18 protein-coding genes are annotated in these 23,248 nt (G+C 70.3%); 4 read left to right on the plus strand and 14 right to left on the minus strand.

Annotated elements, in window-relative coordinates; all coding sequences use genetic code 11:
- Nucleotides 1-107: 107 nt before the first annotated feature.
- The gene (locus ACAM51_RS11625) at nucleotides 108-932 is read right to left on the minus strand and encodes a UPF0149 family protein (RefSeq protein WP_369643606.1); all 825 of its coding nucleotides are present in this window, start codon (nucleotides 930-932) and stop codon (nucleotides 108-110) included.
- Between the two features lie 157 nt (nucleotides 933-1,089).
- Between ACAM51_RS11625 and ACAM51_RS11630 the strand changes: the two genes are divergently transcribed.
- The 3 genes from ACAM51_RS11630 to ACAM51_RS11640 all read left to right on the plus strand — a co-directional run bounded on the left by ACAM51_RS11630 (nucleotide 1,090) and on the right by ACAM51_RS11640 (nucleotide 5,639).
- A complete protein-coding gene (locus ACAM51_RS11630) occupies nucleotides 1,090-2,832 on the plus strand; it encodes an FMN-binding glutamate synthase family protein (protein WP_218296763.1) in 1,743 nt (580 codons plus the stop codon).
- On the plus strand, nucleotides 2,829-3,632 hold the full coding sequence (locus ACAM51_RS11635; protein ID WP_369643607.1) for a hypothetical protein: 804 nt from the start codon (nucleotides 2,829-2,831) through the stop codon (nucleotides 3,630-3,632). Before ACAM51_RS11630 ends, ACAM51_RS11635 begins: the two co-directional genes overlap by 4 nt.
- A 273-nt stretch (nucleotides 3,633-3,905) precedes the next feature.
- On the plus strand, nucleotides 3,906-5,639 hold the full coding sequence (locus ACAM51_RS11640) for an ABC transporter ATP-binding protein/permease (RefSeq protein ID WP_369643608.1): 1,734 nt from the start codon (nucleotides 3,906-3,908) through the stop codon (nucleotides 5,637-5,639).
- A 51-nt stretch (nucleotides 5,640-5,690) separates the two neighbouring features.
- Here the strand turns inward: ACAM51_RS11640 and ACAM51_RS11645 are convergent, their stop codons facing one another.
- From ACAM51_RS11645 to argS, 9 genes are all read right to left on the minus strand, one after another.
- Nucleotides 5,691-6,182 (minus strand): putative toxin-antitoxin system toxin component, PIN family, encoded by a 492-nt coding sequence (locus ACAM51_RS11645; protein ID WP_369643609.1) that lies wholly within the window; start codon nucleotides 6,180-6,182, stop codon nucleotides 5,691-5,693.
- Nucleotides 6,172-7,476, minus strand: coding sequence for a class I SAM-dependent RNA methyltransferase (locus ACAM51_RS11650; protein ID WP_369643610.1), 1,305 nt, complete (start codon nucleotides 7,474-7,476; stop codon nucleotides 6,172-6,174). Before ACAM51_RS11650 ends, ACAM51_RS11645 begins: the two co-directional genes overlap by 11 nt.
- Entirely contained in the window at nucleotides 7,473-7,955 is a 483-nt protein-coding gene (locus tag ACAM51_RS11655) for an acyl-CoA thioesterase (RefSeq protein ID WP_369643611.1), read from the minus strand. Before ACAM51_RS11655 ends, ACAM51_RS11650 begins: the two co-directional genes overlap by 4 nt.
- 91 nt (nucleotides 7,956-8,046) lie before the next feature.
- Nucleotides 8,047-9,636 carry an RNA polymerase factor sigma-54 gene (locus ACAM51_RS11660; RefSeq protein WP_369643612.1) on the minus strand — a complete coding sequence of 530 codons (1,590 nt, stop codon included), beginning with the start codon at nucleotides 9,634-9,636 and terminating at the stop codon, nucleotides 8,047-8,049.
- 88 nt (nucleotides 9,637-9,724) lie between these two features.
- Nucleotides 9,725-10,510, minus strand: coding sequence for an LPS export ABC transporter ATP-binding protein (gene lptB, locus ACAM51_RS11665; RefSeq protein ID WP_218296756.1), 786 nt, complete (start codon nucleotides 10,508-10,510; stop codon nucleotides 9,725-9,727).
- A complete protein-coding gene (gene lptA, locus ACAM51_RS11670; RefSeq protein ID WP_218296755.1) occupies nucleotides 10,507-11,163 on the minus strand; it encodes a lipopolysaccharide transport periplasmic protein LptA in 657 nt (218 codons plus the stop codon). The genes lptB and lptA overlap by 4 nt, the downstream gene beginning before the upstream one ends.
- 210 nt (nucleotides 11,164-11,373) lie before the next feature.
- Nucleotides 11,374-12,030: a thiol:disulfide interchange protein DsbA/DsbL gene (locus ACAM51_RS11675; RefSeq protein ID WP_218296754.1), complete on the minus strand. Its 657-nt coding sequence runs from the start codon at nucleotides 12,028-12,030 to the stop codon at nucleotides 11,374-11,376.
- Nucleotides 12,031-12,109: 79 nt separating this feature from the next.
- Nucleotides 12,110-12,754, minus strand: coding sequence for an SPOR domain-containing protein (locus ACAM51_RS11680; protein WP_369643613.1), 645 nt, complete (start codon nucleotides 12,752-12,754; stop codon nucleotides 12,110-12,112).
- 9 nt (nucleotides 12,755-12,763) lie between these two features.
- Nucleotides 12,764-14,473 carry an arginine--tRNA ligase gene (gene argS, locus ACAM51_RS11685; RefSeq protein WP_369643614.1) on the minus strand — a complete coding sequence of 570 codons (1,710 nt, stop codon included), beginning with the start codon at nucleotides 14,471-14,473 and terminating at the stop codon, nucleotides 12,764-12,766.
- A 111-nt stretch (nucleotides 14,474-14,584) separates the two neighbouring features.
- Between argS and ACAM51_RS11690 the strand changes: the two genes are divergently transcribed.
- Complete coding sequence (locus ACAM51_RS11690) at nucleotides 14,585-14,914, plus strand: PsiF family protein (protein ID WP_218296751.1); 330 nt, start codon at nucleotides 14,585-14,587, stop codon at nucleotides 14,912-14,914.
- A 48-nt stretch (nucleotides 14,915-14,962) separates the two neighbouring features.
- Here the strand turns inward: ACAM51_RS11690 and ACAM51_RS11695 are convergent, their stop codons facing one another.
- From ACAM51_RS11695 to ACAM51_RS11710, 4 genes are all read right to left on the minus strand, one after another.
- Entirely contained in the window at nucleotides 14,963-15,418 is a 456-nt protein-coding gene (locus ACAM51_RS11695) for a DUF2214 family protein (RefSeq protein ID WP_218296750.1), read from the minus strand.
- Nucleotides 15,419-15,501: 83 nt separating this feature from the next.
- A complete protein-coding gene (locus tag ACAM51_RS11700; RefSeq protein WP_369643615.1) occupies nucleotides 15,502-17,757 on the minus strand; it encodes an IPTL-CTERM sorting domain-containing protein in 2,256 nt (751 codons plus the stop codon).
- Nucleotides 17,758-17,914: 157 nt separating this feature from the next.
- Nucleotides 17,915-21,163 carry an IPTL-CTERM sorting domain-containing protein gene (locus ACAM51_RS11705; RefSeq protein WP_369643616.1) on the minus strand — a complete coding sequence of 1,083 codons (3,249 nt, stop codon included), beginning with the start codon at nucleotides 21,161-21,163 and terminating at the stop codon, nucleotides 17,915-17,917.
- Nucleotides 21,164-21,322: 159 nt separating this feature from the next.
- Nucleotides 21,323-23,242: a histidine kinase gene (locus ACAM51_RS11710; protein ID WP_369643617.1), complete on the minus strand. Its 1,920-nt coding sequence runs from the start codon at nucleotides 23,240-23,242 to the stop codon at nucleotides 21,323-21,325.
- Nucleotides 23,243-23,248 lie beyond the last annotated feature (6 nt).

The following is a 23,248-nucleotide window of genomic DNA, read 5'->3' on the forward strand; positions in this document are numbered from 1 at the left end:
CAGCCCGCGCGGTGCGCGGGTTTCAAATCAAAAAAGGCCGTGGCGCTTGCTTGACAAGCGCCAATTGCTATTTATTTAATAGCAAACCGACCGATAGAGACCGGGACTCAGGTCGCCCCGTGGCACTTCTTGTACTTCTTGCCGCTGCCGCAGGGGCAGGGGTCGTTGCGGCCCGGCTCGGGGGCCTTGCGCACCGTTTCCACGCGCGGGCCCATGCTCTTCCAGATCTGGCGCAGGTCGTACACGGCCCAGATGGCTTCGCCGAAGGCCTCGACGCGCGCCTGGCTGGTGCTGGGCGGGCCGTCCTCGCTGTACATGCAGACCTCGGGCTTGCCGGTGTCGTCCTCGGTCAGCGCGACGATGCTGTCCAGCGCGTCGTCCAGCCACCGGGCGGCCTCCTTGTCGCGCGGGGCGGCCCAGTCCTCGGGCCAGTTCTCCACCGCGAACATGAAGCCCAGGGCCCAGACCTGGCCGAAGGACGGGATTTCCTGGTCGTCGCCCATCTCCGCGCGCTGCTCGTCGGTGAGGCTGGCCACCGCGCCGCGCATGTCCATGGCCTCGGGCTGGAAGGTGCGGTCGTCATCCAGCGTTTCGACCTTGGTGTCCAGCTGCGCCACGATCTCGTTCCAGCGGCGGTCCCACAGCGCGAGGAAACGCGCCTGCTGGGCGGCATCCGCGAAGGCGGGCAGCAGCGGCAGGGGCTCGCCCTCGGCCACATCGAGCTCGGCGCCGTCGCCCAGCAGCATGGGCAGGTATTCGGCGGGGGCGATGGGGCGGCGGCTGCAGATCACGGCGGTCATGAAACCGTCGCAGAACTCCCACTGCGGGATTTCCTCGCCGCGCGAACGCAGGTCGTCCAGGATGTTGTCGATCTCTTCGAGTTCGTCGGGGCCCAGCCCCAGGGGGGCGGCGGCAGGCGTGGTATCGGTCATGGCAGGGCTCCGGTCAATCGCTCAGGGGCGAAGAAGAACAATTTTTTACTTCTATGATGCTGCGCAGGTCCGCCGCTTGCGGCCGGGCCTGCGAAAAGGCGGCCAGTGTAGCCCTCTCGCCGCCTGGCGCCCGGCATCCCGCAGAATCAGGACCCCCATGATCCACCAACTCAACTCCCTGTACCCGGTGCGCTACACGGCCTTTGCGCTGTGCGTTTTCGGGCTGCTGCTGTCGCTGTTCGCGCTGGTGGCCTTTAGCGTGGGACTGCCCGTGGTGCTGGTGTTCGCCGCCCTGGTGGCCGTGGGCGTGTACGACCTGCAGCAGTCGCGCCACGCCATCCTGCGCAACTACCCGGTCATCGGCCACATCCGCTTCATGCTCGAATACGTGCGGCCCGAGGTGCGCCAGTATTTCATCGAAAGCGACAGCGAGGCCGCGCCGTTCTCGCGCGCGCAGCGCTCGCTGGTGTACCAGCGCGCCAAGGGCGACCCGGACAACCGCCCCTTCGGCACCCACCTGGACGTGGGCGCGCAGGGCTACGAATGGGTGAACCACTCGCTCGCGCCCACGCAGCTGCCGTCGCACGACTTTCGCGTGTGGATCGGCGGCAGCCCGGACGCGCCATCGCGGTCCGTCTCACCCTGTACCCAGCCCTACCACGCGAGCGTGTTCAACATCTCGGCCATGAGCTTTGGCGCGCTGTCGGCCAACGCCATCCTGGCGCTCAACCAGGGCGCCAGGAAGGGCGGCTTCGCGCACGACACGGGCGAGGGCAGCATCAGCCAGCACCACCGCGTGCACGGCGGCGACCTGATCTGGGAAATCGGCTCGGGCTACTTCGGCTGCCGCAATCCCGACGGCACGTTCAGCGAAGAGCGTTTTGCGGCCAACGCCACCGACCCGCAGGTCAAGATGATCGAGCTGAAGCTGAGCCAGGGCGCCAAGCCCGGCCACGGCGGCGTGCTGCCCGGGGCCAAGGTCACGGCCGAGATCGCGGCCGCGCGCGGCGTGAAGGAAGGCGAGGCCTGCATCTCTCCCGCCAGCCACAGCGCCTTCCGCAACCCGGTGGAGATGATGCAGTTCATCGCCAGGCTGCGCACGCTCTCGGGCGGCAAGCCCACGGGCTTCAAGTTCTGCCTGGGCCACCCGTGGGAGTGGTTCGCCATCGTCAAGGCCATGCTGGTCACCGGCATCACGCCCGACTTCATCGTGGTCGACGGCGCCGAGGGCGGCACCGGCGCGGCCCCGGTGGAGTTCAGCGACCACGTGGGCGCGCCGCTGCAGGAGGGCCTGCTGCTGGTGCACAACACGCTGGTGGGCGTGAACCTGCGCGACCGCGTGCGCATCGGCTGCGCGGGCAAGGTCATCAGCGCCTTCGACATCGCCCGCATGATGGCGCTGGGCGCCGACTGGTGCAACGCGGGGCGCGGCTTCATGATGGCGCTGGGCTGCATCCAGGCGCAAAGCTGCCACACCGGCCACTGCCCCACGGGCGTGACCACGCAGGACCCGCTGCGCCAGCAGGCCCTGGTGGTGCCCGACAAGGCCACGCGCGTGGCGCAGTTCCACCGCAGCACGCTGCACGCGCTGCAGGAGCTGGTGCAGGCCGCCGGCCTCACCCACCCCAAGGACATCACGGCCCACCACATCGTGCGCCGCATCAGCGACACCGAGGTGCGCCTCTTGTCCAACCTCATCACGCGCATGCTGCCCGGCGCGCTGCTGGGCCCGCTGGACGCGCAGCACAACGTGTTCCGCCTGTACTGGCCCCTGGCCAGCGCGCACAGCTTCCAGGCCAGCGAGCCCGCGCTGGAGCCCTCCATCCCGCACCATGTGGAGCTGGTCCATGCGGCGGCGGCAGGCACCGCCGCCGCGGTGGCAGGGGACGCGGCCGTATGACGATGGACACCCCCGACTACGGCGCCTTCCTGCAGCAGCACCTGGCCACGCAGCCCCACGCCGTGATGGCCCACGTGCTGGGCGGCGAACAGATCTGGATCAAGCGCGCGGGCGCGCCCCACGGCAAGGGGCGCTACCGCGCCATGGCCGCGCTGGCCGGCCTGCTGCGGCTCCCGGTGCTGCGCCCCGTGCCCAACCCCGGCGGCACCGCCGCCATCGCCACCGAGGTGCGGCGCCTCACGGACCTGGCGGCGCGGGGTGTGCGCGTGCCCGTAGTGCTGGCCGCGCAGCGAGATGGCTTCGCGATGCGGCACCTGGGCCGCACGGGGGAGGAGACCCATTCGCTGGGCAACGAGATCGACCATGCCGTGCAGGCGGGCGACACGGCGGCCGTGCTGGCGCTGTGGCAACAGGGGCTGGACACACTCGCCCATGTACACCGCCAGGGCACGTGCCTGAGCCAGGCCTTTGCGCGCAACCTGGTGCGCTGCCCCGATGGCGAAGTGGCCTGCATCGACTTCGAGGACGATCCTGCGTCCGTGCTGCCGCTGCCGGTATGCCATGTGCGCGATGCGCTGTGCTATGCGCACTCCACGGCCATCTATCTGCACCAGAGCGGCACGCTGGGCGAGGGGCGCGAGCGCTGGGCGGCGTGGGTGGCGCGGGGGAGCACGGAGATGCGGGAGGTGCTGGCGACCAGCGTTCGCCGGATGGGGTGGATGCGGCAACTGCCTGCGAGCCGCAAGCTGGGGCGGGACTTGCAGCGGGTGCGGGCGGCGTATGACTTGCTGGCCCCCTGAGCCCCGCGCGAGCGGCCGGGTCGCCCAAGGGCGAGAGAAGAGGTCGCGCGGCCGTCCTTAATACGCCGTAGGCATTGGCTGACAGGGCCTTGCGGGCGGCGCACCTATCGTGCAGGCAGGTGCGCCGCACCCTTCAAGACCTCCGCAATGCCCAACTCCTCTGCCGCCGCTGCCCTGCCTGAACCCCACCCCGCCGCGGCGCCGCCTCCCCCCACCAGGAAACCCCGCCGCAGGCGCCCGCCGACCCTTTCCCTGGCCGCCTGGAAACAGTTCATGGCCGTGGCCCGCCCGTACTGGACGGGCGACCGGAAACGCACCGCCTGGGGTCTGCTCGCGCTCCTGGTGGGCCTCATGGTCTGCGAAACCCAGCTGGCCGTGATGCTCATCGACAAGACCGGGGAAATGACCTCGGCCCTGGCCGCGAGGCAGGCGGACCGGTTCTGGGCCGCCGTGCGCGCCTGCCTGGTGGTGCTGGCCTTCGCGGTGCCGGTGTACGCCTTCTACTACTACATGCGCGACGCCTTCTCCAACCACTGGCGCCGCTGGCTCACGCACCGGTTCCTGGACGGCTACCTGGGCGAGCGCCACTACTACGAGATCGGCGCGGGCAACGACATCGACAACCCCGACCAGCGCATCAGCGAAGACATCAACACCTTCACCGGGCGTTCCACGCACTTCCTGCTGATCTTCCTGGGCTCGCTCATGCAGCTCGTGGCGTTCAGCGCCGTGCTGTGGTCCATCTCGCACACACTGGTGGCCTTCCTGGCGGTGTATGCGCTCATGGGCACCTTCGGGGCGCTGTACCTGTTCGGCGCGCCGCTGATCCGGCTGAACTTCTGGCAGATCCGGCGCGAAGCGGATTTCCGCTTCGGCCTGATGCGGCTGCGCGAGAACGCGGAATCCATCGCCTTCTACCGGGGCGAACCGCAGGAGCGTGCGCAGATCGACCACCGGTTCGAGGCCGCGTTCACCAACTATGCACGGCTCATCAAGAAGCAGCGCTCGCTCAATCTCTACCAGCGCTCGTTCAGCCAGCTCACGCTGGTGCTGCCCAGCATCATCCTGGCTGGCCAGGTGCTGTCGGGCGAACTGGAGGTCGGGCGCGCGATCCAGGCGGCGGGCGCATTCGCCGCGGTGCTCACGGCCGTCTCGCTGATCGTCGACAACTTCGAGAGCCTGAGCCGCTTCGTGGCGGGCATCGACCGGCTGCACGCCCTGTCGCAGGTGGTGCTCAAGACTCCCGCCACGCCCACGCCCTGGGCCGAACAACCGGCTGCCGCGCCCTCCACGCCCCCGGCCGCACTGCCAGAGACGGAGGCCGCGCCCCCGCCGCAGATCGCCCGGTGCGCGGGGGACGCGCTGGCGCTGGAAGCCCTCACGCTGTACACGCCGCAGTTCGGCCGCCTGCTGGTGCAGGACCTGTCGCTGCGGCTGCAGCCGGGCGATGCGCTGCTCATCACCGGGCCCAGCGGCTGCGGCAAGAGTTCGCTGCTGCGTGCCATCGCGGGCTTGTGGCGCACGGGCAGCGGCACGGTGCGGCACCCGCCGATGGAAGAGGTGTTCTTCCTGCCGCAGCGCCCCTATATGCAGGTCGATACGCTGCGCAGCCAGATCATCTACCCCAGCAAGCAGACGGAACTGCCCGACGAACGCCTGCTGGAACTGCTGCAGGAGGTGCACCTGGAATCCCTGGCCGGGCGCGTGGGCGGGCTCGACGCCACGCATGACTGGGAAAAGCTGCTGTCCACCGGCGAACAGCAGCGCCTGGCCTTTGCGCGGGTGCTCGCGCATGCCCCGCGCATCGTGGTGCTGGACGAGGCCACGAGCGCGCTGGACAGCGCCAACGAAGCCGCGCTCTACGAGCGACTGCGCGCCAGCGGCACCACGCTGGTCAGCATCGCGCACCGCCCCGCCGTGCTCCGCCACCACACACACGTGCTGGAGCTGCGCGGTGAGGGGGCATGGCAGGTGCACGCGGCGGGCGAGTTCAGCTTCGAGCGCTGAGCACCACCGCCGCGGGCCGGGGCCTGTGCGCCCCGCCGTGCGCGGCCTCCGTCAGGCCAGGGCAGGCGCTGGCTCGGCGGCGGGCTGCAGCACCAGCGCCGTCGCCACGTGCGCATCCAGCGCGAGCAGCCGCTTGCGCATGCAGACCACGGCCTTGTCCTTGCTCAGCAAAATCGCCCGGTGCGCGGCGGCCAGGTCGATGAACTTCTGGTCGTCCGCGTCCTTGCACACATAGGCCACCTTGGGCGCAACATCCACCCGCTGCACCTGCACATCAAACGCGGACAGCACCTGCGCCGCGTCCACGCGGTAGTAGTCCATGCGCTCTGCGATGTGCGGGTAGGCCAACACCCGCTCCAGCTCATCGCGCATGACCTGCGTGGCGATCCATGACAGGCGCCCCTGGGCCAGCAGCGTGCGCAGCGGCGCGGTACGCGGGTCGCTGAAGATCAGCAGGTCCAGCGCCACGTTGGTGTCCACCACCACGGGGCGCGCGGGCTCGCCCTCAGCGGCCTCGGCGGGCAGCGAAAGCTCAACCCGCATCGCGCGGGCCGCCGGCATCGGGCGCCTGGGGCGGCGCCTTGGCACCGCGGTCGCGCACCGCGCCCTTGATCATGTCGAAGCGGAACATGCGGCATTCGATGGGGCCGTTCCACATCGGCACGCGGCGCGACTCCTTCAGGCGCATCTTGCCGGGCAGCTTGAGGTCGGGCGTGAGCATCCAGGCCGTCCAGCCGCTGTAGTTCTTCTTCCAGTGCGCGGCCAGCTGGCTGAAGAACTCGCCGCCATCGTCGGTATGGGCTTCTTCACGGCCCACGGCCAGGCCCTGGGCACGGTCGGCCGCGCGCTCGCTGGCATTGCGGCCCGCGGCACCGGCCGCGGCGATGCGTTCGCCGTACGGGGGGTTCAGGAGCATCACGCCGGGCTGCTCGCACGGCGGCATGCGCTGCAGCGCATCGCCTCCGCGCAGCTGCACGGCGCCCGCCACGCCGGCGCGCTCGGCATTGCGCTCGGCGAAATCCACCATCCGGAAGGCGACGTCACTGCCAAAAATAGGTACAACGCTTGTCTGTATTGCGCCTTCAGCTTCATTTTTAATAGCAGACCAGACATGGGCCTGGTAGGGCAGCAGTTTCTCGAACGCAAAGCGGCGCAGCCTGCCCGCCGGAATGCGGCAGGCGATCTGCGCGGCCTCGATGGCGATGGTGCCGCTGCCGCAGCAGGGGTCGTACAGCGGCTGGGGGTTGTCACCGTGCGGGTCCCAGCCGCTGGCGGCGATCATCGCAGCGGCCAGGGTTTCCTTCAGCGGGGCGTCGCCCTTGTCCTCGCGCCAGCCGCGCTTGAACAGCGGCTCGCCCGAGGTGTCGATGTAGATGGTGGCTTCGTCGGTGGTCAGGTGCAGGTGGATGCGCACGTCGGGCCACTGCGTGTTCACGTCGGGGCGCACGCCGCTCTTGGCGCGAAAGCGGTCGGCCACCGCGTCCTTGACCTTGAGCCCCGCGAAATTGAGGCTCTGCAGCGGGCTGTGCTGGGCGGTCACCTCGACCTTGAAGGTCTGGCGCGTGGTGAACCAGATTTCCCAGGCCACGTCGCTGGCGGCGGCGTAGAGGTCGTTCTCGGAGCGGTACGGGCGGTGCGCCAGCTGCACCAGCACGCGCTGGGCCAGCCGGCTGTGCAGGTTCAGCAGCAGCGCGTCGCGCCACGAGGCGCGCAGCAGCACGCCGCCCCGGCCCACCAGCAGGTCCTGCCCCGTGAGGCCGGTGATGCCGTGCACTTCGTCGGCCAGGAAGCCCTCCACACCGGCGGCGCAGGGGAGAAAAAGTTGGAGTTGGTTCATGACGATGGTGAGGATACGCGCTCGGAAAGTGCGTGTGAATCCGGCGTGCCGACACGGGCCAGCAGCAACTGGCGGATGGAGTCCGGGATCGGCGCCACCTTGCGGCCGGCCTTGCCGATGAAAACGATGCCGATCTTGCCGCGCGCCACCTCGCGGCCCGAGGTCTTCTCGGTCATGCAAAAGACCAGGTCGAACCCATAGCGGTTGAAGTCCGCAGGCGCCATCTCCACGCGCATGGTCTCCCCGTGGAACCCCTCGGACTTGTACTGCGCCACGATGTCTCCGACCACGATGGACAGCCCGCCCACGTCGGCCTCGGGGTAGCCGAGTGACTGGAAAAACCGCACCCGGGCCTCGGACACGAGGCTCAGCAGCTGCGCGTTGTCCAGGTGCCCGCCCTGGTTGACGTGGCTGATGTAGATCTGCATTTCGGTGGCGAAACCGAAGTGCGCGGGAAGGTCGAAGACGATGCGGGCCATGGACGGGGTGGCGAAGTAAGAGGGAAAGACGGCAACGGAGCGGAAAAACGGGCCACCAGGCGCATGCGCCGTGCACACGCCCACACGGCGCCTACAGCGCCTTGCGCAGATTCGCCGGCGCGATCTTGAGCGCCTCGCGGTACTTGGCGACGGTGCGGCGCGCGCACTCGATGCCCTGCTCCTTGAGCATCTCGGCGATCTGGCTGTCGGACAGCGGCTTGGTCGGGCTCTCGGCGGCCACGAATTGCTTGATGAGGGCGCGCACGGCGGTGCTCGACGCATTGCCGCCGGTCTCGGTGCCCAGGCCCGAGCCGAAGAAGTACTTGAGCTCGTAGGTGCCGATGGGCGTGGCCATGTACTTGGCCGTGGTCACGCGGCTGATGGTGGACTCGTGCAGGCCCAGCTCGTCGGCGATGTCGCGCAGCACCAGCGGGCGCATCGCGAGTTCGCCGTGGGTGAAGAAGTTCTTCTGCCGCTCCACGATGGCGCGCGAGACGCGCAGGATGGTGTCGAAGCGCTGCTGGATGTTCTTGATGAACCAGCGCGCCTCCTGCAGGCGCTGCTGCATGCCCTGGTGGCCCTCGCCGCCCTTGTGGCCGCGCAGGGCGCCGGCATAGATGTCGTGCACGCGCAGGCGCGGCATCACGTCGGGGTTGAGCTGCACGATGAAGTTGTGCTGCCCGTCGCGGCCATTGGCGCGCCCGGCCTTGCGCACGATCACGTCGGGGATGATGATGTTGCGCTCCACGTCGGCGAAGCGGCGCCCCGGGCGCGGCTCCAGCCGGGCGATCAGCGCCATGGCGGCGCGGGTGCGCTCCTCGCTGTCGCCGCAGGCCTGCGTGAGGCGGCGCACGTCGCGCCGCGCCAGCATCTCCAGCGGCTGCTGGCACACGCGCAGCGCGGTCTGCACGGTGTCGGGGTCGATGTCGCTGTCCTCGTCGGCGGCCAGCGCCTTGAGCTGCAGCGTCAGGCACTCGGCCAGGCCGCGCGCGCCCACGCCCACGGGCTCCAGGCTCTGGAGCAGCCGCTGTGCCACGGTGAAGCGGTGCACCAGCTCCTCGATCTGCTCCAGGTCGTCGGGCCCGGCCAGGCTGATGGCCAGCTCTTCGAGCGGATCCTCCAGGTAGCCGTCGTCGTTGAGCGATTCGATCAGGAAGCGCAGCGCGGCGCGGTCGATCTCGGACAGGCGCAGCGCCAGCGCCTGTCGGTGCAAAAAGGCGGTCAGCGATTCGTGCGTGCGGGCCAGCTCGGTGGCGTCGGCCTCGTCGCCTTCGGCGTCGTTGCGGTTGCGGGCGGGGGCGTCGCCGCCCCACTCGGCGTCGTTGGGCGCCATCTCCACCGTGCCGTCGCCGCTCCAGTCGGGCTCGTCGGTGCCCGCGCTCGGTGTTTCAGCATCATTTTGAGCCTCAGCGCTGGTACTGCTTGCGCTGGTAGCTCCTGAAAAAATAGCATCATCCGCGCTGTAGTCGTCGGCCTGGGCCGGCGTATCGGCGGCTTCCAGGCCAAACTCCTCGCGCGGCGCCTCGTCGGCGTTGCGTTCGAGGAACGGGTTTTCGTCGAGCATCTGCTCGACTTCCTGCGAGAGTTCAAGCGTGGACAACTGCAGCAGCCGGATGGACTGCTGAAGCTGGGGGGTCAATGCAAGATGCTGCGAGACGCGCAGCGAGAGTCCAGGTTTCATTGATTGAGCGCCGCCGGGCCGCCCCAAGGCGCGAAGGCCCCCTCGGGGGGCAGCGCAGTACACGAAATGACAAGCGTGGAGGCCATGTCTACATGCGGAAATGTTCGCCCAGGTACACCCGGCGCACTTCGGCGTTGTCCACGATCTCGGACGGCGTGCCCTGGGCCAGCACCTGGCCATCGCTGATGATGAAGGCGTGGTCGCAGATGCCCAGCGTCTCGCGCACGTTGTGGTCGGTGATGAGCACGCCGATGCCGCGCGCCTTGAGGAAGCCAATGATGCGCTGTATCTCGATCACGGCGATGGGGTCGATGCCCGCAAAGGGCTCGTCCAGCAGGATGAAGCGCGGCTGCGTGGCCAGCGCGCGGGCGATCTCGACGCGGCGGCGCTCGCCGCCCGACAGGGCCATGGCGGGCGAGGCCCGCAGATGGTCCACGCGCAGCTCCTGCAGCAAGGCCGTGAGACGCTCTTCGATGGCCTCGCGCGACAGCGGCTTGCCGTCGTCGTCCGCGCGCTGCAGCTCCAGCACCGCGCGCACGTTCTCTTCGACCGTGAGCTTGCGGAAGATGGAGGCTTCCTGCGGCAGGTAGGACAGCCCCAGCCGCGAGCGGCGGTGGATGGGCATGTGGGCCACCGAATGGCCGTCGATGCGGATGTCGCCCGCGTCGCTGCGCACCAGGCCCACGATCATGTAGAACGAGGTGGTCTTGCCCGCGCCGTTGGGGCCGAGCAGCCCGACGACCTCGCCCTTTTGCACGACCAGCGACACATCCTTGACGACCTTGCGGCTGCCATACGACTTGGCCAGGTGCTGCACCTCCAGGCGGCTGCCCGCCTGGGTGTCAGGACCGGGGCTGACGGGCTGCGCGCTCACTTGGAGCCGCCGCCAAGGCTGTTGCTGGGGCGCAGCACCGGCGCCGATGCCGGGGGCGCGGCCTCCGGCGCGGCGGTACCGGCGGGCGGGTCCTTGGGCGCGAGCACCGCACGCACCCGGCTGCCGGGCGCGGGCGCATCGCCCGCCGCATTGGTCGCGGGGGTGCGCTTGCCGTCCACGGTGAACACATCGGTGAGGTTGTTGTAGACGATCACGGCGCCGGTGATCTCGTCGCTGAGGACCGCCCCGCGGTAGCGGCGCAGTTCGGCGCGGGTGATGAAGCGCACGTTGTCGGCCTTGCCGTCGTACTCGATGACTTCGCTCTCGCCTTCGATGAACTCGTCCGGCGCGCCGGCCACGGTATCGCGCTTCTGGCGGAAGAAGGCCCGCTTGCCCGCCTCGGCCGTGACCACGCCGTACTGGTAGCCGTCGGCGTCCTGGCGCACGTCCAGCCGCGCGCCGCGCAGCACGATGGAGCCCTTGGTCATGACCACGCGGCCCGAGAACACGCTGGTCTGCTTGAGCTCATCGTGTCGCAAGGCGTCGGCCTCGATGTTCATGGGCTTGGCGCGGTCGGCCTTTTCGGCGTGCGCCGCGCCCAGATGGCAGGCCAGGGCGACAAGCAGGAGGTGGGGGAGGATGCGGTAGTTCATAGGGCACGAATCTTGCAGGTCATTGTAGCCACCCCACGGCGCGCGCCATGAAAAAAGCCCGCATCCGCGGGCTTCTTCTTGGGGCATCCGAGGCCGTCGGCGCTTGGAAGCCGCCGCCTGCACCCGTGGAGCCGGCGCTGCCGGGCCGCCGGGTGCGTTCCCCTGGGCAGGAAGGCGGCTCACGAGGGCCACGCTTCCTTCAAGGAGGCGTCACCCCTTTTTCGCCGTGGCGGCCAGGTGCTCCACCACCTGCAGCACGTTCTGCATGTTGCCGGCCATGGTGCCATCGGTGTAGTACTTGCCGGCCACGCCCATGGAAGGCACGCCTTCCACGCCATACGCGTCCTGCAGTTGCGACGCACGGCGCACCTGGTTGGACACGGTGAAGGAGCCGTAGACCTCCTTGAACTTGGCGGCATCGACCCCCTGCTGGGTCACCCAGGCCAGGATTTCGTCGTCCTTGGCCAGCTTCTGCTTTTCCACATGGATGGCGCGGAACACCTTGGCGTGCAGCGCGTCGAGCTTGCCCATGCCTTCGAGCGTGTAGTAGAGCTTTTGCTGCGGCACGAAGCTGGCATTGAAGGCCACGGGCATGCGGCGGATGCTCATGTCCTTGGGGGCGCTCTTCACCCATGCGTCGAGCGTGGGCTCGAAGGCGTGGCAGTGAGGGCAGCTGTACCAGAAGAATTCGATCACATCGACCTTGCCGGCGGGCGCATCGGGCGCCACGGGCTTGTCCAGCCGCTTGAAGTCCTTGCCCTCCTTGAACTGGCGGGCCTGGGCCAGCGCGGGGGTGGCCACTGGCAGCGTCAGGGCGGAAGCGGCAACCGCCGAGGCGGCGGACAAAGAAAACTCACGGCGTTTCATGGCAAAGACTCTCCTGGTTCTGGTCTGGGGGATGTGAGCCATGCCCCCGCAAAAAGTTCAGCTCCCGCTGCGCGGCAGTTCAGCGCTGCACCCGCACCAGGGCCGATTCCACCCCGGCGCCGTCGAGCTTTTCCTTGAGCTGCTCGGCATCATCGCGCTTGGTGAACGGGCCCACGCGCACGCGGAACACGGCCCGCCCATTTTGCTCGCGCTCGCTCACCCGGGCCTCCCAGCCCAGCATGGCCAGCTTGGCGCGCTGGGCATCCGCATCGGCCTGGGTACGGAATGCCCCGGCCTGCACGAAGTAGTCGAACGGGTCCAGGTTGCCCTTGGCGGCGGCCTTGGCGACGGCCAGATCGCCCAGCGGGTCGGCGCCGGGCTTGCTTTCGGCCTTGGCCGCCTCGGGCTTGCTGGCAACCGGCTTGGGCGCGGAGGCGGCCGCCCGCACCTCGGGCGCCGCCACGGAGGCGGGCGCGGAAGCCGCCGCCACCGCCGGCGCGGGGGGACGCGCGGGGTTCTTGCCGTACAGCGGAGAGTTCGGGTCCCAGTTCTTGTTCTTCTGGGATTCGGCGGCATCCATGTCCACGCCCCGCCCGTTGCCCTTGTTGAGGAAAGGCACCGGCACCTTGGTCACGTACACGGCCACCGCCAGTGCGGCCCCCAGGCCCACGATGACCCCGACGATGAAGCCGATGATGGTCCCACCCGTCTGTTGTTTCTTCATAGTGACTGCTTACATTCTGGCCGGAGCCGACACGCCCAGCACGGCCAGGCCATTGTGCAATACCTGCGCGGTGGCGGCGACGAGGGCCAGCCGGGCCCGCTTGACGGTTTCATCGTCCACCAGGATGCGCTCGGCGTCGTAGTAGCTGTGGTAGCTGGCGGCCAGGTCGCGCAGGTAGAAGGTCACGTCGTGCGGCGCCTCGCCGTCGGCGGCGGCGGTGAGCATCTCGGGGTACTTGGCCAGCTGCAGCATCAGCGCCTGGGCCTGCGGGCCTTCGAGCGCCGACAGGTCCGCGCCCTGGAGCGAGGCCACATCGCCGCCGCCCTGCTCGGCCCAGCCGCGCAGCACCGACTGGATGCGCGCGTGGGCGTACTGCACGTAGTACACCGGGTTGTCGTTGTTCTGTGCCACGGCCAGGTCCACGTCGAAGGTGTACTCGGTGTCGGGCTTGCGGCTCAAGAGGAAGAAGCGCACCGCGTCCTTGCTGGTCCATTCGATCAGGTCGCGCAGCGTGACGTAGCTGCCCGCGCGCTTGCTGATCTTGACCTCTTCGCCGCCCTTGACCACGCGCACCATGGTGTGCAGCACGTAGTCGGGGTAGCCCTGCGGGATGCCCACGCCGGCTGCCTGCAGCCCGGCGCGCACGCGGGCGATGGTGCCGTGGTGGTCCGTGCCCTGGATGTTGACGACCTTGGTGAAGCCGCGCTCCCACTTGGCGATGTGGTAGGCCACGTCGGGCACGAAGTAGGTGTACGTGCCGTCCTTCTTGCGCATGACCCGGTCCTTGTCGTCGCCGTAGTCCGTGCTCTTGAGCCACAGCGCGCCGTCCTGCTCGTAGGTCTTGCCGTTGGCCACGAGCTTGCCCACGGTGGCCTCGACGCGGCCGCTGGTGTACAGGCTCGACTCGAGGTAGTACTCGTCGAACTTCAGATTGAAGGCCTGCAGGTCCTTGTCCTGCTCGTTGCGCAGGTAGGCCACGGCGAACTGGCGGATGGACTCCACATCGTCCACGTCGCCGCTGGCGGTGAACTCGCGGTCGTCGGCCTTGACGGTCTTCTTCGCGAGGAAGTCGTTGGCGATGTCCTGGATGTAGTCGCCGTTGTAGAACGCCTTGGACGCCGGGTTCTCGGGGTCGGTGGGCCAGCACTCGTCGCCGGGCTTGAAGCCCTTGGCGCGCAGCTGCGTGCTGGTGGTCAGCGTCTGGATCTGCACGCCCGCGTCGTTGTAATAGAACTCGCGGTGCACCTTCCAGCCCTGGGTGGCAAAGAGGTTGCAGATCGCGTCGCCCAGCGCCGCCTGGCGGCCGTGGCCCACGTGCAGCGGGCCGGTGGGGTTGGCCGAGACGAACTCGACCAGCACGCGCTGGCCGTTGTCGGCCTGGTAGCCAAAGCGGTCTCCGGCACCCAGGACCTCGCGCACCACTTCCTGCTTGGCGGCGGGCTTGAGGCGGATGTTGAGAAACCCGGGGCCGGCGATCTCGATGGCATCGACCCAGCGGGCAAACGCGGGCGTGGCCTCGAGCGCGGCCTTGAGCTGCTCGCCCAGCGCGCGCGGGTTGAGCTTGAGCGGCTTGGCCAGCTGCATGGCCGCCGTGCAGGCGAAGTCGCCGTGGGCGGCCACCTTGGGGGATTCGAACGCAGCGCGCCCGGCAGTGCCGGGCGACAATTTTTCCAGCTCGCCGGCGAGCGCCGCGAGCAATTCCTGTTTGACGGAGAGCATGCGGGGATTCTACGGGGGCGCCCCGTCATCCCATCCCGCCGCTGTGGCGTTATGCTGAATGGCCCGGTGTCCACCGGGCCGTCCATCCCCCCCTACCCGCAGGAGCATTACATGAAGAAACTGCTTTCCCTGATGACGGCCATCGGCCTGACCCTCTCCCTGGCCACGGCCCATGCCGCCGACGCGCCTGCCGCCGCTGCCTCCGCGCCGGCCAAGGCGCCCACCGCGCAACAGAGCAAGATGGCCACCTGCAATGCCGACGCCAAGGAAAAGAAGGGCGACGAGCGCAAGGCCTTCATGAAGGAATGCCTGTCTGCCAACAAGCAGGAAAAGCAGCAGACCAAGATGAAGACCTGCAACGCAGACCCCAAGGCCAAGACCCTCAAGGGCGACGAGCGCAAGGCCTTCATGAAGGAATGCCTGAGCAACAAGCCCGCCTGACACACCTTGGCCCCCAAACAAAGCCCCGCACGCGGGGCTTTGTACTTTCTAGCGCGTGCCCACGCCCCGCGCCAGGAACACGGCCAGCAGCGGAATCACCACCAGCAGGTGCGCCTCGATCATCACCAGGCGGCGCGTGCCGCGCACCTCGGCCTCGGTGGGCAGCGCACCCGTGGCGCGCAGCTGCTTGCGCCAGCGCAGGAAGCGCACCGTGGGCACGATGGAGATCAGGCCGATGACCACGAACAGCGTGACCTTGGTGTGCAGCAGGGGCTGCGACCAGTACCACCCCGCGCCCTTCATGCCCCACCAGGTGCGCGCCAGGCCCGTGGCCAGCACGGCGATGGCGGAGATGCCATAGACCATGTCCACCCGCGCCAGGCGCTCCACCACCGCGGCGTTGAGCCACTCCTTGCGGCACAGGGCCGCCTCGCTGGCCAGGAAGACGGTCATGGTCAGGATGGCCAGAAAGTGGGCGTAGGCCAGCAGGGCTTCAGTGGTCATGGGGCGCCTCGTGAGAATGGGACTGGCAATGCTAGCGCATCCGGCAAAAAACTCCTGATTTGATAGCTTTCAGCGCTTTCTCATCAAGCGCTGGAGGCCGATCCGGCTTGAAACCTGCGCAGCGCTGCCAGCCCCAGCAGCGCCGCCAGCACGAGCAGGCCCCATTCGGACAGCGTAGGAATCGCCTGCGCGCCGGCGGCCAGCCGCAGCATGGCGTGCGGGTCGGCGATCGCGCCGGAGGCGGGATCGTTGTCGCCCATGCCGTTGTCGGTGACGGCAAAGCTCACCGTGTCGCCGCTGACCGCGCCATGCGGGAACCAGAGCGCCGTGGCACCGGCCGTGGCGGGGCCGAACTTGCGCGGCACCAGCCCCGCCAGGCTGCCGCTGGGGTAGGTGACGGCCACCGCCAGCGTGGCATTCGCGCAGCCCGTGGCCGTGAAGCGCAGCACGCCCAGCGGGGCGGTGGCGCCTGCGGGCAGGTTGTCGCCCGGGGCGGCGGCGGTCAGCGCCAGGCTGCCCACGGTGCAGCCCGCCGGGCCGCCGGAGATGCTGGCCTGCGCCACGCCGCCGCCGGGCACCGCCAGGCTGGCCTGGCCCACCGTCAGCGCCAGAGGCCCGCCCGTGGCGCTGGTGTTGTTGGCATCGCCCGCATAGCTGGCGGTGATGGCGTGCGCGCCCACCAGCAGGCCGCTGACGGTGCAGGCGGCCACGCTGCCCGTGATGGCGGGCGGGGCCGCGCAGGCCAGCGGCAGGCCGTCCGCGCTGAAGCTCACCGTGCCCGTGGGGTTGCTGGCGCTGCCGAACGTGGCGGTGAGGGTGACGCTGGCCCCCAGTGCGCTGGGGTTGGCGTTGGCCGCCAGCGCCAGCGTGGGCGCCGCCATCACGGCAAAGGTACGCGCTACGGGCGCCGCCGCCGCCCAGGCCCCGCCGCCCGGCTGGCTGGCCGTCAGCGTGCACGAGCCCGCGCCGCTGAAGCTGGCCACGCTGCCCGCCACGCTGCACGCGCCCGTGGCGCTGTAGGTGATGGGCAGGTTCGACGTCGCCGTGGCGCCCAGGGTCAGCGTGGTGCCCGCAGCCTGCGCGGGGATGGTGGCGGGGAGGAAGGTGATGCTCTGCGCGCCCAGGGGCGTGACCGCGTTGGTCACGGCGGCGTCCGAATCGGGTTGCGTGGGGGATCCGTTGTGCGCCACCACGCGGAACGTGTAGCTTGTTCCATTGGCCAGGTTCGCCACGGTGCAGCTGTGCCCGGAGCCGGTCACGGTGCAGGATCTGGCGGGGTCTTGCACGGCGGTGGCGGTGTAGCTGGTGATGGGGGCCCCATAGGCGTCCGCCCACCGTTCCGGGCTCCAGTCCACCGTCGCCTCGGCGTCGCCCGCGGTGGCGGTGGCGCTGGCCGGCGGGGGCGGCTTGCCTGCCTGCACCGTGATGGAAGTGGGCAGCGACGCCGAGCAGTGGCGGCTGTCCGTCACCGTGGCCGTGAAGCTGAACGTGCCCGTGGCCGTGGGGGTGCCGGAAATGGCGCCTGCAGCCGACAGCACCAGACCCGGCGGCAACGCCCCCGCCGCGACCGCGAAGGACGACCCGCCCACCGCCCCGGCCTGCGCCAGCGTGTAGGCATAAGCGGCCCCGGCCGTGCCGTTGGCGGGCGTGCCGGTGGCCGTCATGGCGGGGGCGGGGCAGAGCGTCACGTCGTCGATGCCGATGTAGTCGCCGTTCGCGCCGAAGGTGCCGGCGCCGGTCACGAAGTAGCGGAACGCGACGCGGCCCGAGGTGGGGGCGGCCAGCCCGGACACGGTGATGCGGTACTGCGTCCAGGCGGCGGGGTAGCCGCCCGCCGCCAGGCCAGGGTTGATGCTCGTCAGCAGCGTGGTGAAGTCTCCCACGTCGGTGGCGGTGGTGCCCACGTCCGTGCTGGCGCCCTGCGTGCTCATGCGCACTTCCAGGCGATCGGGGTAGTCCGTTGGGTTGGGGACCGGCTTGCGCGTATAGAAGGTCAGCACGTCGCCATTGCTCAGTGTGCGGTTCGGCATGACCAGCCAGTTGCTGATGGTGCCGCTGCTGCCCGTGTTCCTGAAGTTGGCCGCTATGTAGGCATTGGCTGCGCCGCTGTAGGCGTCGAACGGGCCGGGGTCCGGCAAGGCAGAGATGGGGGTGCCCTGGAACCAGCCCATGGCGCCCACCGGGGCGCTGTTGTTCTGCATGACCCAGCCATTGCCCGATAGCGTGAAGGTTTCGTCAAAGCCTTCGTACAGGACTTGCGCAGGGGCCGCGCCCGGCAGCGCAGCCGCGGCGGCCAGCAGCAGGCCCACAAGGCGGGCGGTGGTGGAGGGGAATGGCATGGGTGGGCTGGTGGCGATGAAGATGCGCCATGTTGCCGTTGCCTGCCGCTTTTGTATGTCCTCAGAACTGAGGACAAGGCCCTGCCAGGGTTCTATGCAAAAAATAGCCCCCAGCGCCCACCCATCAAGCGCCAGCAGCTACAAAAAGAGAAGTGATTCACACCACCCGCCTTCCCACGCGGCCCGCTGACAGCGCCACCAGGGCCAGCAGGGCCGACAGCAGCAGCAAGCCCCCTTCGGACAGCGCCGGAATCGCCTGCGCGCCGGCGGGCCCGGCGGCCAGCAGCAGCATGGCGTGCGGGTCGGCGATGGCGCCGGGGGCGGGATCGTTGTCGCCCGTGCCGTTGTCGGTGACGGCAAAGCTCACCGTGTCGCCGCTGACCGCGCCATGCGGGAACCAGAGCGCCGTGGCACCGGCCGTGGCGGGGCCGAACTTGCGCGGCACCAGCCCCGCCAGGCTGCCGCCGGGGTAGGTGACGGCCACCGCCAGCGTGGCATTCGCGCAGCCCGTGGCCGTGAAGCGCAGCACGCCCAGCGGGGCGGTGGCGCCTGCGGGCAGGTTGTCGGCGCCGGTGGCCGCGCTCAGGCCCAGGGTGTTCACGGTGCAGCCGGGCGGGCCGCCGGTGATGCCGACCTGCGCCGTGCTGCCGCCGCCGCCCGGCACGGGCACGGCAGCGGTGTTGACGGTGTGCGCCAGCGGGCTGGCGGTGGCGGGCGCGTTGTCGGCGTCGCCCGTGTAGCTGGCGGTGATGCTGTGCAGGCCCATGGCCAGGCTGCTGGTGGCGCAGGTGGCCACGCCGCCGCTGAAGGTGGCCGTGGTGCAGGCCAGCGGCGCGCCATCCACGCTGAACGCCACCTGGCCCGTGGGGCTGGCGGATGCGCCGTTCAGCGTGGCGGTGAAGGTGACGCTGGCGCCCACGGCGCTGGCGGACAGGGCCAGCGTGGGCTGGGCCTGCGTGCCCAGCAGCAGCGCGTTGGACGCCATGCCGTTCACGAACGCCCGCAGCGCATACCGGCCGCTGGGCAGCACGCCCGGCGCGGCCACGTCGATGCTGGCGGCGGTGGAGCCGGTGGGCGCGAGCCAGGTGTGCGCGCCGTTGTCCAGCCGCGTCAACTGCACCAGCGGCAAGGGGGTGGGCGATGCGCTGGTGCCGCCGCCGCTGGCCTCGCTGTCGCCACGCAGCCGCAAACCGGTGAGGGTGAAGGCCGCGCCGCTCAACCGGGCGGGGCCGCCGGTCAATGTGGGAATGCGGGCCGGGGGCACTGCGCCGCCGGCAGGGTCGTAGCGCTCGGCGGTGGCGATGCCGCTGGTGGCCGTGACGCCGTCGCGCCCCCCGGCGGCGAGCACCGTGCCATCGGGCAGCACGGTGGCGGTGTGGTAGGCGCGCACAGTGGCCAGCGCGCCGGTGGCGGCCCAGGCGCCCGTGGCGGGGTCGTACAGTTCGGCGCTGCCCAGGTAGCCGCCACCACCCCCCCCAGCGGCCAAAACCTTGCCGCCGGGCAGCAGGGTTGCGGTGTGGCCGGAGCGTCCGGTGTTGAGCGGGCCGGTGGGGCTCCATGCGTTCAGGGCGGGGTCGTAGAGTTCGGCGCTGCCGAGGTATGCGCCGCTGTACCCCCCCGCGACAAGCACCTTGCCCTGGGGCAGCAGGGTGGCGGTGTGTGTCCAGCGCGGGCTGGCCATCGCGCCGGCGCCGCTCCAGGTGCCCGAGGCGGGGTCGTACAGCTCGGCGCTGCCCAGGGGGCCGCCGCTGCCATTCCCCCCCGCGACGAGCACCCTGCCGGTGGGCAGCAGGGTGGCCGTGGGCCCTTGGCGTGCGGCGCTCATCGCGCTCGTGGCGGACCAGAGGCCGGTGGCGGGGTCGTACAGCTCGGCGGTGGCGGTTTGGCTGTTGCTGATGTTGCTGCCCCAGCCCCCCACGACCAGCACCTGGCCGCTGGGCAGCAGGGCGGCGGCATGCCATAAGCGGGGGCTGGCCATCGCGCCGGTGCCGCTCCAGGTGCCCGTGGCGGGGTCGTAGAGTTCGGCGCTGGCGAGCGCTCCTGCGCTGCCGAGGCCGCCCACGACGAGCACCTTGCCGCCGGGCAGCAAGGTGGCGGTGTGGTAGGCGCGCGCGGCGGCCAGCGGGCCCGTGGCGGCCCAGGCGCCGGTGGCGGGGTTGTACAGCGCGGCAGCGCCGATGAGCTGCCCGGTGCCATAACCGGCGCCCCCGCCCGCGACGAGCACCTTGCCGTCCGGCAGCAGGGTGGCCGTGTGCTCCGTGCGCTGGCCTGGCAGCGCGCCGGTACCCTCCCAGGTGCCGATGGCGGGGTCGTAGAGCTCGGTGCTGGCGAGCAGCGCGCCAAGGTCGCTGGCGCCCCCGATGAAGAGCACCTTGCCCTGGGGCAGCAGGGTGGCGATGTGGCGCCAGCGCCCGTCGTTCAGGCCGCCGGCGGCGGTCCATTGGTTGGTGTCAGGGTCGTACAGTTCGGCGCTTTGGAGAGCGCTGCCGCTGCCGAAGCCTCCCGCCACGAGCACCTTGCCGCCGGGCAGCAGCGTGGCGGTGTGGAACAAGCGCTTGCTGTTCAGCGAGGCGGCAGGCGCCCAGGTATCGCCCTGGGGGTCATACAGCTCGGCGCTGGCAAGCTGCTCGCTGCCGCTGTTTCCGCCCACGGCAAGCACCCTGCCGTCGGGCAGCAAGGTGGCGGTGAAATCGCTGCGCGGCCCTTGCGGCAGCGGGGCGGCGGAGCCCCAGGTGTTGTCGCTCGGGCGGTACACCTCGGCGGTGGCGAGGTATCCGGTGCCGTTGCCGCCGCCGACGACGAGCACCCTGCCGTCGGCCAGCAAGGTGGCGGTATGGCCCTGGCGCGCTTCGGCCAACTGCCCGGCGGGGGACCAGGCGCCGGTGGCGGGGTCGTACAGTTCGGCCTGGGCCACCTGCCCCCCACTGGCGTGGCCGCCCGCGACGAGCACCCGGCCATCGGCCAGCAGGGTGGCGGTGTGTTCCGTGCGCGGCTGGGCCAGCGCGCTGGCACCGCTCCACAAGCCGGTGGCGGGGTCGTACAGCTCGACGCTGGCGATGAATGCGCTGCCGTCGTAGCCACCCGCCACGAGCACCTTGCCATGGGGCAGCAAGGTGGCGGTGTGGCCGCGGCGCGCGTGGGCGAGCGGGCCGGTGGCGGCCCACTGGCCGGCGGCGGGGTCGTACAGCTCGGCGCTGGCAAGGTGGCTGAGGCTGCCACCGCCATAGCCGCCCGCGACGAGCACCTTGCCGTTGGGCAGCTGGGTGCTGGTGTGCCATTGGCGCCCATCGCCCAGGCTGCCGCTGACCGCCCAGGTGCCCGCCTGGGCGTGGGCGGCCAGGCAGGCGATGGCGATGAACACGAGCTGGAGCAGCAGGGCGCGCAGGGCGCAGGGGCGGCGGGGCATGGCGGGGGCTTGGTGTGTGACGAACCGCCGGAATGTTAAGAAATTGCAACGCGCCTGTATGTCCTCAGAACTGAGGACAAGGCCTTGCCGGAGTTTGATGCCAAACAGGCCTCCAGCGCTTAGCAGGCAAGCGCCGGCAGCTATCAAAAGAGTAGTACATCAAGCCCCGCGCGCCAGCGGCAGCCACAGGGTGAATTCGCCCCCGCCCTCCCACGCCGCCCACTGGCAGCGCCCGCCCAGGGCCTGGGCGCGGTGGCGCACGTTGAGCAGGCCCTGCCCGGCCAGGGCGGCGGGCGGGCCTTCGGACAGCACGAAGGCGCCTGCGTTGTCGCGGATGCGCACCACCACGCCCGCGCCGCCCTGCCCGGCTTGCGCCTGCGGCGCGGTGGCCACGTCGATCAGGGTGGCCTGGGTGTGCTTGAGGATGTTGGCCAGCACTTCTTGCAGGATGCGCAGCACGTGCAGCGCGGACTGCGGGTCGAGCCAGGGCAGCGGGGGCAGGTCCTGCACGTTCCAGGCAAGGGTGATGCCCGCGGCCTTGAGCCGGGGCGCCAGGCGAAAGCGCACGGCCGCCAGCAGCGCCAGCAGGTCGGCATCGGCGGGGTCCAGCGAGTCGATGGCGAGCTTGAGGTCGTCGATGCAGTCCTTGAGCACCTGGGCCGTGTCGGCCGTGCTGGCCTGGCCGCGCTCGACCATGCGCAGCGCGCTCATCAGCGACGAGCCGATGCCGTCGTGCATGTCCTGCATCATGCGCTGGCGCTCGGTGGCCAGGGTCTGCTGGCGCTCCAGCGCGCGCAGTTGCTCGTGGCTGGCGGTCAGTTCGCGCTCGCGGGCGGCGAGCTGGCTTTCCAGCCCGGCGTTGGCCACCTCGACCGCGTGGATGGCGCCCACGTAGCGCCGCCAGACGATGGCCAGGAAGATGGCGAACAGGCCGATGGCGTTGTAGGGCGCCAGATAGACATGTTCCATGTCGATGCGGTAGTTGACCATCAGCAGGTCGTGCGCGCCCGCGGGCACGTTCAGCGAGAACCAGGCGAACAGCACCAGCCCCTCGCGCGACCGCGCGCGCCACGAGGCCCACAGGCCCGACGCGGCCACCACCGCCGTCAGCACGGTGATGACGAGATAGACCAGCGGCAGCATGGCATCGAGGTACGGCAGCAGCGGCGGCAGCGGCAGGGTGAGCACGGTGCCCAGCGACACCAGCCCCGCGATGCCCAGCGCCAGCGCGGGCATGCGCCGCCCGTGCACGCGGAAGGCGAAGGCGAAGGTGCACACCATGGCCCAGCCCAGCGAATTGACGGTCATCCAGCCGAACCAGTCGTCGGGCACGGGCAGGGGCCGGTCGTCCACCACGTAGTGCAGGCTGCGCAGCAAGGTGGTGACGGAGATGGCGAAGAACAGCAGGTAGATGGGCTCGCGGCGGCGCACGCAGCCCACGGCCAGCGCGAACAGGCCAATGGCCAGAAAGGCGGCGCCGGTCAGGCTGATGAAGTCGTTCTGCACGAAGCGGCGCACGCTGTAGCGCCACAGCAGGTTCTGCTCGGTGCCCACCCAGGCGCTGGAGACGGCCCCGCCCACGCCGCGCTGGCTGGCCATGCGCAGCCACACGGTGCGGGGCGGCTCGCCACCGGCGGCTTGGTTGCCCAGCGCCACCCACAGGGGCCGGTTGAAGCTGTTCCACACGCGGCTGCCGCGCGTGCGGTAGGCCATGCGGCCATCGACATAGACGGCGACGATGCCGATGGTCTGCCAGCGCGGCAGGTACAGAAACAAGTCCTGGCCCGGCGCGCCCGATGCGCTGGGGGCACCGGGTGTACCGGGCGGGGGCAGGTCGAGCCGGTACCAGGCCACGTCGGGCGGGGCCCGCAGCGAGGCGCCGCCCTCGGCCAGGCTGCGCTCCCGCGCGTGGGGCAGCGGCACGCTGGCCCACGCGCCTTTCTCCTCCTCCCCTGCGAAGGGCGGCGCGGGCGGAGGTTCCCAGCCCGCGCCGGGCTCCATGCGGAAGGCGGCCTGCCGCAGGTGCGTGGGGTTATCGGTAGCGCTGCCGCCGCCGCAGGCCGCGAGCCAGGCGGCCAACAGCAG

This window comes from Acidovorax sp. A79 (assembly GCF_041154505.1).
Lineage (GTDB): Bacteria > Pseudomonadota > Gammaproteobacteria > Burkholderiales > Burkholderiaceae_C > Acidovorax.

Bases quoted from the DNA above. Each gene is read 5' to 3' on its own strand.
- ACAM51_RS11625 (WP_369643606.1), bottom strand. From the start codon at position 932: ATGACCGATACCACGCCTGCCGCCGCCCCCCTGGGGCTGGGCCCCGAC.
- ACAM51_RS11630 (WP_218296763.1), top strand. From the start codon at position 1,090: ATGATCCACCAACTCAACTCCCTGTACCCGGTGCGCTACACGGCCTTT.
- ACAM51_RS11635 (WP_369643607.1), top strand. From the start codon at position 2,829: ATGACGATGGACACCCCCGACTACGGCGCCTTCCTGCAGCAGCACCTG.
- ACAM51_RS11640 (WP_369643608.1), top strand. From the start codon at position 3,906: ATGGCCGTGGCCCGCCCGTACTGGACGGGCGACCGGAAACGCACCGCC.
- ACAM51_RS11645 (WP_369643609.1), bottom strand. From the start codon at position 6,182: ATGCGGGTTGAGCTTTCGCTGCCCGCCGAGGCCGCTGAGGGCGAGCCC.
- ACAM51_RS11650 (WP_369643610.1), bottom strand. From the start codon at position 7,476: ATGAACCAACTCCAACTTTTTCTCCCCTGCGCCGCCGGTGTGGAGGGC.
- ACAM51_RS11655 (WP_369643611.1), bottom strand. From the start codon at position 7,955: ATGGCCCGCATCGTCTTCGACCTTCCCGCGCACTTCGGTTTCGCCACC.
- ACAM51_RS11660 (WP_369643612.1), bottom strand. From the start codon at position 9,636: ATGAAACCTGGACTCTCGCTGCGCGTCTCGCAGCATCTTGCATTGACC.
- lptA (WP_218296755.1), bottom strand. From the start codon at position 11,163: ATGAACTACCGCATCCTCCCCCACCTCCTGCTTGTCGCCCTGGCCTGC.
- ACAM51_RS11675 (WP_218296754.1), bottom strand. From the start codon at position 12,030: ATGAAACGCCGTGAGTTTTCTTTGTCCGCCGCCTCGGCGGTTGCCGCT.
- ACAM51_RS11680 (WP_369643613.1), bottom strand. From the start codon at position 12,754: ATGAAGAAACAACAGACGGGTGGGACCATCATCGGCTTCATCGTCGGG.
- argS (WP_369643614.1), bottom strand. From the start codon at position 14,473: ATGCTCTCCGTCAAACAGGAATTGCTCGCGGCGCTCGCCGGCGAGCTG.
- ACAM51_RS11690 (WP_218296751.1), top strand. From the start codon at position 14,585: ATGAAGAAACTGCTTTCCCTGATGACGGCCATCGGCCTGACCCTCTCC.
- ACAM51_RS11695 (WP_218296750.1), bottom strand. From the start codon at position 15,418: ATGACCACTGAAGCCCTGCTGGCCTACGCCCACTTTCTGGCCATCCTG.
- ACAM51_RS11700 (WP_369643615.1), bottom strand. From the start codon at position 17,757: ATGCCATTCCCCTCCACCACCGCCCGCCTTGTGGGCCTGCTGCTGGCC.
- ACAM51_RS11705 (WP_369643616.1), bottom strand. From the start codon at position 21,163: ATGCCCCGCCGCCCCTGCGCCCTGCGCGCCCTGCTGCTCCAGCTCGTG.